This window comes from Haliscomenobacter sp., from assembly GCF_033763495.1.
Taxonomy (GTDB): Bacteria; Bacteroidota; Bacteroidia; order Chitinophagales; family Saprospiraceae; genus Haliscomenobacter.
Genome location: NZ_JANRKL010000126.1, coordinates 1 through 12,196, shown reverse-complemented (window position 1 = coordinate 12,196; position 12,196 = coordinate 1). Strand labels below are relative to the sequence as shown.

9 protein-coding genes are annotated in these 12,196 nt (G+C 47.4%); 4 read left to right on the top strand and 5 right to left on the bottom strand.

Features of this window, described 5'->3' with window-relative positions:
- The first annotated feature begins 89 nt into the window (after positions 1–89).
- The gene (locus tag SFV55_RS13210; protein WP_320029981.1) at positions 90–605 is read left to right on the top strand and encodes a DinB family protein; all 516 of its coding nucleotides are present in this window, start codon (positions 90–92) and stop codon (positions 603–605) included.
- On the opposite strand, the gene SFV55_RS13205 is transcribed toward SFV55_RS13210, so the two are convergent.
- Positions 606–1,220, bottom strand: coding sequence for a DUF1684 domain-containing protein (locus tag SFV55_RS13205; RefSeq protein ID WP_320029980.1), 615 nt, complete (start codon positions 1,218–1,220; stop codon positions 606–608). It abuts the gene before it with no gap.
- Between the two features lie 388 nt (positions 1,221–1,608).
- A complete protein-coding gene (locus SFV55_RS13200) occupies positions 1,609–2,511 on the bottom strand; it encodes a hypothetical protein (RefSeq protein WP_320029979.1) in 903 nt (300 codons plus the stop codon).
- A 136-nt stretch (positions 2,512–2,647) separates the two neighbouring features.
- On the opposite strand from SFV55_RS13200, the gene SFV55_RS13195 reads away from it, so the two are divergent.
- The 3 genes from SFV55_RS13195 to SFV55_RS13185 all read left to right on the top strand — a co-directional run bounded on the left by SFV55_RS13195 (position 2,648) and on the right by SFV55_RS13185 (position 5,295).
- Positions 2,648–3,379: a hypothetical protein gene (locus SFV55_RS13195; RefSeq protein ID WP_320029978.1), complete on the top strand. Its 732-nt coding sequence runs from the start codon at positions 2,648–2,650 to the stop codon at positions 3,377–3,379.
- A gap of 44 nt (positions 3,380–3,423) precedes the next feature.
- Positions 3,424–3,873 carry a DUF1569 domain-containing protein gene (locus tag SFV55_RS13190; RefSeq protein ID WP_320029977.1) on the top strand — a complete coding sequence of 150 codons (450 nt, stop codon included), beginning with the start codon at positions 3,424–3,426 and terminating at the stop codon, positions 3,871–3,873.
- 87 nt (positions 3,874–3,960) lie between these two features.
- Positions 3,961–5,295 carry a thioredoxin family protein gene (locus tag SFV55_RS13185; RefSeq protein WP_320029976.1) on the top strand — a complete coding sequence of 445 codons (1,335 nt, stop codon included), beginning with the start codon at positions 3,961–3,963 and terminating at the stop codon, positions 5,293–5,295.
- A gap of 109 nt (positions 5,296–5,404) precedes the next feature.
- Here the strand turns inward: SFV55_RS13185 and eat are convergent, their stop codons facing one another.
- The 3 genes from eat to secDF all read right to left on the bottom strand — a co-directional run bounded on the left by eat (position 5,405) and on the right by secDF (position 12,143).
- The gene (gene eat, locus SFV55_RS13180) at positions 5,405–6,697 is read right to left on the bottom strand and encodes an ethanolamine permease (protein ID WP_320029975.1); all 1,293 of its coding nucleotides are present in this window, start codon (positions 6,695–6,697) and stop codon (positions 5,405–5,407) included.
- A gap of 200 nt (positions 6,698–6,897) precedes the next feature.
- A complete protein-coding gene (locus SFV55_RS13175) occupies positions 6,898–8,883 on the bottom strand; it encodes an OmpA family protein (RefSeq protein WP_320029974.1) in 1,986 nt (661 codons plus the stop codon).
- Positions 8,884–9,038: 155 nt separating this feature from the next.
- Positions 9,039–12,143, bottom strand: coding sequence for a protein translocase subunit SecDF (gene secDF, locus SFV55_RS13170; RefSeq protein WP_320029973.1), 3,105 nt, complete (start codon positions 12,141–12,143; stop codon positions 9,039–9,041).
- Positions 12,144–12,196 lie beyond the last annotated feature (53 nt).

Below are 12,196 nucleotides of genomic sequence, written 5' to 3'. Positions count from 1 at the left end.
CAGCCCGGAAAAATTTTAGGTGGCTTTTTGAACAAGTGTTCAAAAATAATGTACATTTGTTGATCGATCGTTCAATAAACCTAAAATCGATGACTGATCTCAATGCTGCACACCAAGCCTTAGCCGAAGCTTTTTCGGCAGTTGAGGCCCTGTTTACCCAGGTAAACGATGAAAAAATCAACGCCAAACCTACTGAAAAATGGTCTTTTGGTGAGGAAATGGTCCACCTGACGATGTCGACCAATGGAACGGGAATGCTCCTCTCCAGCCCGGAGGAACGTTTAATCCCTAGTGACCACCCTTCGCGGAGCTATGATGAAATTGTAAAAGAATACCGGGAAAAATTAGCCCTCAATCCCACCATTGGCCAATCCATTGCGGATAAGGAACTGAGGCAGTATACCGGAACTGCTTTGCAACAAAATTTTGTTGCGGCAACACAGGCAGCTCTAAACGCCATTCCCCGTTGGACCGAAAGCAAGGCAGATGAGTGGATGGTTTGGAAACACCCACTATTGGGCAAAATGACAGCAAGGGAGATGATTTATTTTACGGTTTACCATACCCGGCATCATTTGGCGACACTAAGTGCAAAGGCAGGTTAATTATTTTTTCTTCTCGCCTAAAAACTGCTTTTCCCCCACCAATATGCTCACTTGAAGGTGGTTTTCATCAGGTGGAATGGGGCAGGCGTAACCATCGCTGTAGGCACAATAAGGATTGTAGGCTTTGTTGAAATCGAGCATCAACTCGTTGTCGACAATGTCTTTGATCCGCAGATCAAGGTAGCGACCACCACCGTAAGTACTTTCTCCATTGCTGAGGTCTTTGAAGGGGACAAAGAGGTAATCCCGGTACTGGGGTAAGGTATTGCTCAAACTGCGGTAGATGCTGAGTTGATGCTCCACTCCATCAAGTTTGAATTTGGCGATTCCATAACGCACATAAGGACGGGTCACCCCGCTGTAAGTTGGCAGCTCAAATGGCTCGGCATCGGGTGTAAGGCTGAACTGGCAGGGCACAAAATAGCGCTCATCGGCCGGGAAAAACTGCACTTTTTTGAGCCCTTTTTTGTCCAAAGGTGACTCTGGGCTGTTTTTAAACGCACTCAGGTAAGCTTTACGGTGCTGGGCAATGGACTTGACGTACATCGGGTTTGATTGCCCCATCAATTGTAGTCCGCAAATGCTACATAAGAGTAGTGTGATTACTTTTTTCATCGTCTTTGATTTGGCGAATGTCCCCTGAAAACTTCGGAGAAATTTTCATTCCTTAGTTTCATGAAAGGGAGGCGAAGCCCCTTCATTCGAGGCTTTTATTTTTAGACTTAGTTTAGCATTTTACGAGCCACTACGTGGGGCGCTCGTCGATCTTTTAATGACGCTGCACGTCAGCTCGACGATCGCAGGTTTTAGAGCCTACCTCGCCTTAAACACCTTACCCCTACTTGACCAGGAGTAGGCTATAGGCACCTGCGATCGTCGAGCCCGCTCGCGCAGCGAGCATAGGGGGATCGACGAGCGCCCCACGGAGTGGTAGGTAAGGAGTTATGCCATATCCTGCCGAACACTTCTCCGAAGTTTTCAATATCCGCTGGAATTTTTACTTTCACTGCCCCACAAACACAATTTTCCCATTGTCTGGACTGACTTCGATGCGGGTTATTTTTTTGATGTTGTAAAAAGAGAAATCGGCCATTTTTTTCCAGTTGCGATCCACACCTGGGCGGTAGCGGTACAAAATCGGGCCATTGCCCATGATGAGGGAGCCGTCGCTCATCAGTGCAAAATCTTCACTGCCGTTCAAGGTATTGACGACCTCACTGACCTGATTGCGTCCAACTGCCCGTTGATCCCATTTCATGATTTTCCAAGGCTGGCTAAAACTGGAGTTTTTTTGTACAAAATAAGCCCCTACACCCGTGATTCGGCGAATACAGCGACCCGGATTGACGGCAATGACCTCTTTGCGCGAACTGCCCACATCCACCCTGGCCAACTGGTTGGGTTTGTCAACCAAAAATAGCAACAACTCACGGGGGCCAAGCCAGAGGTAATAGCCCACATTGTCGATGTCGGTCCAAATGGGTTGGCCTTTGCTGGAGCGATTGATGGGGAATTGCCAGAGGCGCTGCAAGGTGTCACCCTGGGTGAATTCCATCCGTACGGCCGAAAAGTTTTGCCCATCACCAATCGGCTTGGGGGAATATTCTCCATCTGGTGTATCCGTAACTCTGCTGCGCACGCCTGTGCTCAGGTTGAGGCTATACAATTCCGGTTGGCTCTCCTTGGGCGACTGGGAAGAGATGTACAACTCGTTGTTGCTAAAAAAGAAAGGATGGTTGTTGTATCCTTTCAAGTTAAAGGCTGAAAGGAATTTGGGTGCAGAAAATTGGAATAAGGTGTCGCCCACTTTTTGTACATTGAATACATACAAATGAGAGGCGGGCGGCTGAGCCGATAAACTCAGGCATAAGCCAAAGCTGAGGAACAACAAGCGTAGTGTCTTCATGGTAAAATGGTACTATTCAGCGAAGATAGCTAAAAGTTTAGACCTTAAATTGGAGGACTTCATCTAGTTTTTTTCTATACACAAGCGTGGCACAATATTTTGCTGCATCAAACACCACTACAAAATCCTGATCCTGATGAAAACCAAAGACTTTTACGCCTTACTCATTCGGCTATTTTTGGGCTACATTTTTGCTTCGGCTGGCTTGTGCAAACTCACGGATGGCCAATTTGGGCAACTGATCGGTCCGCCTTGGTTGATCAAAGAACTGGCAAAATACGATCTGGAGCTCTTTGGCCAATTCATCGCTTTTTCTCAAGTCTTGGTTGGGATGATGGTGATGTCGCAGCGCTATTCGGTCTTGGGACTGATCATGTTGGTACCCGTGAATGTCAGCATTTTGATGGTGACCATCTCCCAGAACTGGAAAGGTACACCTTATGTAGATTCCGTTTTCGTAGTCCTGAATATTTTGGCCTTGCTGTACGAGTGGAAGAGCCTGAAATTTTTGTTGCTACCAGATACCTCGGAGATCAAAGTTCCGGCTAAAGTGAATGAACTATTTCCCAACGTGTGGTGGGGCACTTTGGGCATTGGATTTGGGGCATTGGGCGGTTTATTAGGGGCGTGGTCTTTCCCTGCTGCCTTAGCTTTTGGAGCCCTGGCTTTTGTGAGCATGTATGTCAATGTGTTTACTTTTCAATCGTACTTCCTGTTGGAAAAAATCATTCTGGGCTTATCGGGAGCGGCGATTTTGACCGTTACCTTTGCGGGCTTTTTTCAAAAAGTTATGGTCGTTTTATTGGGCGGCTTAATTCTCCCGATTTTTGTTTTGTTGTTGATTCGCACTTTTTTACACAAAAAATAGTTCTTTCTTTATCTTTACTGCATTGTTGCACCTAAAAAAACACCATGAGCCTTTTTGACCCTAAAGACAATCAGCTATTCGTTGATCGGATCCAATCCTTGAAACCAGAGACCCAACGCCAGTGGGGAAAAATGGATGTTGCCCAAATGATGGCCCACTGCATTCAACCGATGAAAATAGCTTTTCGGGAAACCAATCCCAAGCGAGGATGGTTTGGCTTTTTTTTAGGGAAGATGATCAAGAACAAATACATCACCCAGGGAAAAGATTTTGAAAAAAACCTACCAACAGATCCCACCTTTATTCAAAGTGATCCGCGAGATTTTGCTGAACAACAAAGCTTGTTGCTTGCTTATGTCCAGCGTTGGGTAAGTGAAGGCCCGGCCGCCATTACGACTGGGTTACACCCCTTATTTGGAAAAATGACTCCGGAAGAATGGGACAAATTGACGAGCAAACACCTGGATCACCATTTACGCCAGTTTGGGGCCTAAATATTCAATTTTCCGGCACATTGAAATAAATGACTTCAAAAGATGTTGTAATCTTGTGTATAAATATTTAACCCTAAAAGAGGATTTATGAATCGTTTTGCATTTTTCGTTTTGTTGCTGGGGATGGGCGTGGGCCTGATTGCCCAGGAAAATGCGGCAGGAATCAGCTTTCAGCAAGGCGAATTCCAGGCGATGTTGGATAAAGCCAAGGCAGAAAACAAGCTCATCTTTATGGATGTGTATACCACCTGGTGTGGCCCTTGTAAAATGCTGGACCGCAATACTTTTTCAGATGCACAAGTTGGCAGCAGATTCAATGCGAGTTTCGTCAATTACAAATTGGATGCTGAAAAAGGCGAAGGCATCAACATTGCGCGCAAATACGCAGTAAGAGCCTATCCCAATATGCTCTTCATCAATGGACAAGGAGAGGTGGTACACCGTGTGGTGGGCTATCGCCCCCCAGAGGAATTGTTGAAAGAAGCAGAAACTGCGGCAAAACTGTTGGAGGGAATGAAACCCCTTTCCTGGTTCGATGAAAATTATGGAGCCAAAAAGACAGATAAGGCCTTTATGCAAGCTTATGTGGGCAAGCTCAAGGAATCGGGAAAAGACAACACCAAGATTTTGAATGAGTACCTGGCCCTGGTTCCTGCCAATGAACGCGGAACCGAAGCCGTGGTGAAACTGGCCGCAGATAACCTTACTCAACTGGATGGCCCCGCCTATCAACTGTTGGCAAGTATCATGCGCGAAGCAGGCAAGTATTCCAATGCCTCGGTTCAAGCAGCCTATTCTGCGTTGGGCAAACTCAAGAATAACTTGTTCAGCAAGGCTGTTCAGGCCAAAGACCACAAAATTCTGGATCGTTTGATTCAAATATCCAAAGAAACGGATGGCCCTGGTGCGGAGGCACAAATTGCCCAATACGAATTTGAATTTGCAAAGGCAACCGGAGACCTCAGTGTGGTACGCAAGATGATGGAACAAAAAGCCAATGGTTTTATGTCTCTGTCCAGCGATGCATTGAAGAAACAAGACGCAGAAAGCCTGGCTTTATTCAAAAAACAAGCCGTACTGGAAGGTGAAGATACCACCTCCGCTCAGTTTGTACTGATGCGTGAAAAAATGAAAAACACGGTAAGTAGAAATACCGCGCTCGAACTGAATGAGCTGGCAATGAAATACCTTGAGTCCATGCCTGATAAAGCAGACTTGAGCAAAGCACTGGCATGGTCAGCTCGCTCCCTGGAATTGGATCGGGATGTCAATTTCCTGGACACTTACGCCAACTTGTTGTACAAATTGGGCAGAAAACCCGAAGCCATTAAATTTGAAACGGAAGCTATGGAAAAAGCGAGCCCAGAGGAAAAAGAAATGTTTCAGGATACCCTGGATAAAATGAAAAAAGGAACCTTGTAGGGATTTTGTCTGAATGAAAAAAGCCCATCGGATTATTGGTCACTGAGCGAAGTCGAAGTGCCCAATAGCCCGATGGGCTTTTTTCATTCAGACAAAATCTTCCGCAAAATCAGCTTATTTTTTTATGCAAGCCTGTTCCGACAAATAGCAGCAAAAGCGCCCCCAAAAGTGCAAAAAACAGTACGCTCAGCCAAAAATTATAGACTACAATCGCTACAAGGCAAAGCAAAGACAAAATCAAAGCAATGGCCGGTAAAATAGGGTAGAGGGGGGCTTTAAAGGGCCGCTCCAAATTGGGTTCTTTCCGACGCAATACAAACAAACTCACCATACTCACCACGTACATCACCACTGCACCCAAAGCGGAGAGGATAATCAATTGTTGGGTAGTTCCCGAACATACGGCAATAATTCCAATCAAACCTCCCACCAATAAGGCAACGTGTGGCGTATGAAAACGAGGATGGATACCGGCCAAGCTACGTGGCAAATAACCGCCACGAGCCAGGGCAAACAACTGCCTGGAATACCCCAAAATGATGCTGTGAAAGGAAGCCACCAGGCCAAACAATCCGATACCCGCAAACAATTTGGTCAAACCACTGTCCTTGCCCATTACGATGCCAATGGCCTCAGGCAAAGGGTAATCAATGGTGGACAAACGGTGCCAATCGGTGATGCCCCCGGTCAATAGCATGACGCCGATGGCCAATAAAGCCAGCGTAGCGATGCCCGAAATATAACCGAGTGGAATGGTCCGCTTAGGGTCTTTACTCTCCTCCGCGACCATCGCTACCCCCTCAATGGCCAAATAAAACCAAATGGCGAAGGGTAAAGCGGCAAATACGCCCAAATATCCATGCGGCATGCTGTCCTGCATGAAGTTCTCCATCCGGAAATGGGGCGCTACAATACCCATAAACAACAACAACTCCGCCACCGCCAATAAAGTGACCCCCAGTGTAAACATGGCCGACTCCTTGATGCCCCAAAAATTAATCAGGGAAAAAATGAAGTAACAGCCTATTGCAGTGTACAATACATTGAAGCCTGGGTACAAAAAATGCAAGTAACTCCCCAAAGCATAGGCAATGGCGGGTGTGGCAAATAAAAACTCCACTAGCGTCGCAAAACCTGCAACCAATCCCCCAATCGGCCCCAATGCCCTTCGCGCATACTCATATGGCCCACCTGAATGCGGAATGGAAGTGGTCAACTCCGTAAAACTGAAAATGAAGGCCAGGTACATAATCGTTACAATCAAGGTCGCAATGAGGAAGCCGACGGTGCCTGCTGCCTCCCAGCCATAGTTCCAGCCAAAGTACTCGCCGGAGATGACTAAGCCGACGGCAATGGCCCAGAGGTGGAGGGGGGTGAGGGCGCGGGTGAGGGTGTTGGGCATGGTGAATGGGTTAGAATGCTGTTTTGAGTTTTATTAATGAACTATCGTAGGATGATTCTTTAAGTATCCGAATATATGTAAACCAGCTAGATGGGCATTCGTTAAATCACCCTAAATGGCTGAAAGACCGAGAACTTTGCTTGTGTTAACAAACACAAGCAAAGTTCTCGAGACAAACCTACCATTTTAGGAGCCCCCCATCACTCCACCACCCGAAACGCCGTCCGTCTATTCAACTGGTGCTCATCCTCACTACACGTTGCACAAGCACAAGTCGCCTCCGGCACCCCTTCACCATAGCCCCGAGCCTCCAGGCGTTGCGCCTCGATTCCCTTGCTGATCAGGTAATCCACGGCAGATTGTGCCCGTTTTTGCGACAAGGTTTCGTTATAAGCATTGGAGCCTCGACAATCGGTGTGGGATGACAATTGAATTTTAACCTTTGGATTCAACTTTAAAGTCTCAGCCAGTTTATCCAAGGTAGGCTGGGCATCGGCGCGGATGTCCCACTTATCTAGATCGTAATAGATGTTTTCCAGGCGAATTTCCTTGTCCAGGTAGATTTTATCCAGGATGATCTCGATTTCAAACACCTGCTCTGGATTGTTGGGATCCTTGGCGATGCCTTTGGTTGAGAACTTCGCCGAGTTGTTGAGGTAGCCCTGGTGCGAGGCCAGAAAGTTGTAATCTAGATTTTCAGAAAGTTCGACGCGGAAGTGGCCTTCGGCATCCACGGTAACCGTTTCGGTTTTATTGCCAATTTTGATGTCTACCTTGGATTCGGGCAGGGGTTTGCGGCCAAGTACCTTACTGTTGGGGTTATTGGCGTCCTGGAAGATTTTTTCCAGTACAAAACCATCCAGAATCAGCCTTGCTTTAGGCTCTTCCTTGGGGCGTTCAGCTACTGGGGGTGGGGGAGTAGGAGGAACGTAGCGACGCTCAAAGGTATAAATGTCGTCGTTCCCTTGTCCGTCGTTGCGGTTAGAGCTCAAATAACCGATGCTGGTGACGCCCGAGTCGCGTTTGGACTGGTAGTCTACCAAAAAGCCAAAATCGTCACCCATGGAGTTGATAGGGGGCTTGAGGTTAAATACTGGTGCCCAATCTCCGTTTTTCAGGCGATAGGTTTTAAAAATATCCAGACCGCCCATCCCGGGGTGGGTGTCGGAAGAGAAGTACAAGGTATCGTGGTCCATGGTGGGGAACATCTCATTGCCCAGGGTATTCACCGAGCGGGGCAGGAGTTTGGGTTCGGTCCATTCACTGCCTACACGTTCGCTCATCCAAATATCGTGTCCGCCCCAGCCATCGGGGTGATTGGCCGAAAAGTAGAGCTGTTTGCCATTGGGGGACAAACAGGGTTGGCCATAATTTACTCCCGCCGTTTGGAAGCTAAGCGGTTCCGGAGCAATCCAGGAAGTGCCATCGAACACACTGTACATGATTTTACAAAACTGGTCTTCTTTTTTGGTGCCCGTACAGCGGGTGAAAAACACCTCCGTAAAATTGGCATTAAAGGTAGCCGTACCTTCGTTGGCCAGGGTGTTCAACGCGGCACTGAAATTGTTGGCATCACCCGTTTGGGTATTGACAGCAAAGAGGTCGCTGAAATCATTGCCCGTCCAGGCGTAGATTTTTTTGTCCCCGGTCGCAGTTGTGCGGTCGGAACTGATCACCAATTGGTCTTTGAAAAAAACGGGCGCATAATCGGCGAACTTTGTATTGAATGTAGCGGGCTCCACGCTGTATTCTGGCGTTTTGATTTTTTTCCAGCCCTCCGCCACGTCACAAGCCGCAATTTCCTTGCGGTATTCATAGGGGCTACCAATTTCAATGCCCAGGTTTTTGTAGGCTTCTTTGGCGTCGGCATAGCGGCCCGCCATTTTCAGAGCTTGAGCCATTTCCTTCAGCGCGTCGGTACCCGCCTGGTTGTCGTAGGCTTTTTGAAACCAATCGATGGCTTGCTCATGTTGGTGGATTGCCTTGAGCGACAGCCCCATCATGTAGGCAATTTTCCCTTTTTCCAATCGGGTTTTGGCCTTGTTGAACTCTTTTTGCAAAAGCCCGGTGGCTACTTTGTATTGTTTGGCTTCGTAGGCCGTTTTGCCGTCGCGTACCTGATTGGCTACACTACATGCGCTCAGCAAAAACAAAAGGGATAGACTGATGGAAAAAATAGCCTTCATGACGTCGATTTATGTCGGGAATATAAGCAAAAACGCAGAAATGGGTGGAAGAGTTTATTGGTCGGGTAGCTTACAAAGCCTTAAAAACAAAAAAACCGGTAGCCAAGCTTGCACTCAACCACCGGTCCGGTATATTCAAAAGATTAAACTTTCAATTACACTTTAGCTACAGCTTTGCTGCTGCCTTTGCCTTTACCTTCTTCAGTAGTGCTGCTAGAAGCAAATTTTGCATCCAGGTAGTCGCCTTTGGTCAAGTCGGCTACGATTGGAGCAGCAATGAAGATTGAGGAATAAGTACCAAAAATTACCCCCAACAACATAGCGAACGCAAAACCTTTGATGCTGTTACCCCCGAAGAAGAACAGAATCAATACACTCAGGAACACTGTAGAAGAGGTTACGATGGTACGAGTCAATGTGCTGTTGATGGCCGCATTGATCAACTCATGCTTTTTCATGGTCGGGAACTTGTGGATGTATTCCCGGATCCGGTCAAATACGATCACCGTGTCATTCAGCGAGTAACCAATCAGCGTAAGAATCGAAGCGATAAACGCCTGGTCGATTTCCATGTTGAAAGGCAAAATGCCGTGGAACAAGGCAAACATACCTACTGCGAAGACAACGTCGTGGATCGTCGCAATTACCGCGCCAGCTCCATACTTGATCTTGTTGAAACGCAAAAGTACGTACAAGAAAATACCAAGCAAACCGAAGAGAGAAGCTTTCCATGAACTCCGCTGGATGTCGTCGGCAATGGTTGGCCCTACTTTACTTGCGCTAGTGACGTGGGTGCCCGTACTGGCATAATCCTTAAACGCGTCCAGTTCAAGATTACCTCCGGCAATTTTATTGACACCGTTGAACAACTTTTCGATTACGTGATCGCCCGCTTTTTCATCTTGGCTGTCTACCAGGTAACTGGTCACTACGTTGAAGGTGTTTTCGGTGTCTACCGCTTTCACCACTGGCGTTGCACCAAACTCCGTAGTCAAAGCCTCGCGGACTTGTTCGGATTCTACATTGACTTTGGAGTCAAATTGGATGTTGTAGGAGTAACCTCCTTTAAAGTCAACACCGAGGTCGAAGCCACGAATGGCAACCGCTAGAATACAAATGATCGTTACAATTCCTGAGAAAGTATAGGAAATATGACGGAATCCCATCCAGTTGTAATTCCGGTCCAACAGGAAGTGTGAAGACCATGGGAAGCTGAAAGTCATTTTATTGCCTTTGCCTACCCAGTATTCCACCATCATCCGGGTAACGAGGATACCCGTAAACAAGGTTGTTGCAATACCCAACATCAGTACGATCGCAAAACCTTTGATCGGCCCCAGACCAAAAACGGCCAAGGCTACACCCGAAATAAAGGTAGTGAGGTTACCGTCAATGATGGCGTTGGCTGCGTGTTTGAAACCTTCCTGGATCGATTCTTTCAATCCCAGTCCCGCTCGCAATTCTTCCCTGATCCGTTCGTAAATGATTACGTTGGCGTCAACGGCCATACCGATGGTCAACACGATACCAGCAATACCTGGCAACGTCAAAACGGTACCCAAAGATGCCATGGCACCAAGCAACAGGAAGATGTTGATGATCAGGGCCAAAATAGCCACTACACCACCACCAGCATAATAAGCCACCATGAAGACCAGAATGGCCAAGAAGGTAATCACCAAAGTGCCGAAGCCTTTGTTGATGTTATCTTGCCCCAGTGTTGGTCCAATGATGGATTCCTGAATGATACGGGTTTCAGCTGGCAGTTTACCTACTTCCAGCAGGTTGGCCAAGTCTTTGGCTTCTTCCAAGGTAAAGCTTCCCGAAATTTGAGAGCTACCACCTGTGATCGGTTCATTTACACCTGGGCAAGAAATTACCTCGCCGTCCAGAGTAATGGCGATTTCCCGGTTACTGGCTTGGGCCGCTTTGGTAGTCATAGCCGCCCAGGTTTTGGCACCTTCGCCGTCCATACGCAGGGACACCATCATCTTGCCCGTATTCTGGTCAGAGTCAGCGTAGGCTTGTACCACATTATCACCACTCAAAGGAGCTTCCAGACGGTTGCCCTCTTTTTTGATGGCGTACAACTCGTATACATTGGTTGGTTTCTTCGTGGTAGGATCGGTAATTGGATCTTTCGACCAGGCAAAGGTCAGGTCGCGAGGGAACTGCGCCATGGCTTCTGGCCGTGCCAAAAAACTATCGATTACCGCTTTTTTGTTCTTTTCAGCATAACCCATTAAAGCTGGTGCTTGACCTTGGGTGTTGATTTGCAACAGTTCCAGCAGTGGGTTGTCGGCAGGCACCTGGCGGATGCTGTCGTATTTCCACTTGCTTTTGGCCAATGCATTACCCAAGGAATCAACTTTTACCAAACCAATGGTGTCTGGGCGCGTTTTTCCCGTTCCCAGCGTTTTAGCCAAAGCCTCGTTTGCACCAATAAACCCTTCGATGATTTGTTTGCTGGTGGTAGCATTTGGGTTGATCGGATCGCTCAGACGGTAGATGTTCCAGAACTCCAAACGGGCAGCACCCTGCAAGAAGGCTCGTGCACGCTGAGGGTTGTCGATACCCGGCAATTCCACCAGGATCAAGGCCCGGGCGTTATCCAGAGATACGTTTGGTCCGGTTACGCCCAATTTGTCGATCCGTTCTTTCAACAAGCGAAAAGTCAAATCGGCAGTTTGATCCGCTTTCTGCTGTAGCACATTGATGACCTTTTGGTTGGGATCACCAGATTTGATGTCATCCTTTAATGCATCCGTGCGAGAAAACAAGTTTGCCAGTGGCTTGTTACCACTGATTTCAGCGTAAGCTCTAGCGAAGAGCGTTACGTAATTGTCTTGGGTTTGACGTTGGTCTTGAGAGGCTTTTTTCAAAGCGCGCTCAAATTCCTGGTTACCCGGGTTAGAGGCAAGTGAACGGATGAAACCTTCCAAGTCAACTTGTAAGACCACACTCATCCCCCCTTTCAGGTCCAAACCCATCGCCAATTGTTGACCCTTCAAATCCTGATAGGTGTACTTTTTCAGTCCTTTGAGATCAAAGACTACTTCTGTAGACATGGAATCTAAATAAGCAGCGCGTGCAGCTTTGTACGCGGCGTCTTTGTTTCCTTTTGCTTTGGCTTTTGCTTTGAGGGCATAGGCTTCAGCATTCTTCTCTACAGTCGTCGTAGGAATCGTCAGCAGAAACTGAAAAAGTGTGACAATCGTCATCAGTATCAGGAAAAACCTTACCAGTCCTTTTCCTTGCATAACTTCTTGTTTACTTTGCTAGTATAAGATTTGTCTTAAAAAAACTGGGCAAA

Excerpts from the sequence above, each read along its gene's own strand:
- secDF (WP_320029973.1), bottom strand. The coding sequence starts at position 12,143 with ATGCAAGGAAAAGGACTGGTAAGGTTTTTCCTGATACTGATGACGATT.
- SFV55_RS13210 (WP_320029981.1), top strand. The coding sequence starts at position 90 with ATGACTGATCTCAATGCTGCACACCAAGCCTTAGCCGAAGCTTTTTCG.
- SFV55_RS13185 (WP_320029976.1), top strand. The coding sequence starts at position 3,961 with ATGAATCGTTTTGCATTTTTCGTTTTGTTGCTGGGGATGGGCGTGGGC.
- SFV55_RS13190 (WP_320029977.1), top strand. The coding sequence starts at position 3,424 with ATGAGCCTTTTTGACCCTAAAGACAATCAGCTATTCGTTGATCGGATC.
- SFV55_RS13205 (WP_320029980.1), bottom strand. The coding sequence starts at position 1,220 with ATGAAAAAAGTAATCACACTACTCTTATGTAGCATTTGCGGACTACAA.
- SFV55_RS13195 (WP_320029978.1), top strand. The coding sequence starts at position 2,648 with ATGAAAACCAAAGACTTTTACGCCTTACTCATTCGGCTATTTTTGGGC.
- eat (WP_320029975.1), bottom strand. The coding sequence starts at position 6,697 with ATGCCCAACACCCTCACCCGCGCCCTCACCCCCCTCCACCTCTGGGCC.
- SFV55_RS13200 (WP_320029979.1), bottom strand. The coding sequence starts at position 2,511 with ATGAAGACACTACGCTTGTTGTTCCTCAGCTTTGGCTTATGCCTGAGT.
- SFV55_RS13175 (WP_320029974.1), bottom strand. The coding sequence starts at position 8,883 with ATGAAGGCTATTTTTTCCATCAGTCTATCCCTTTTGTTTTTGCTGAGC.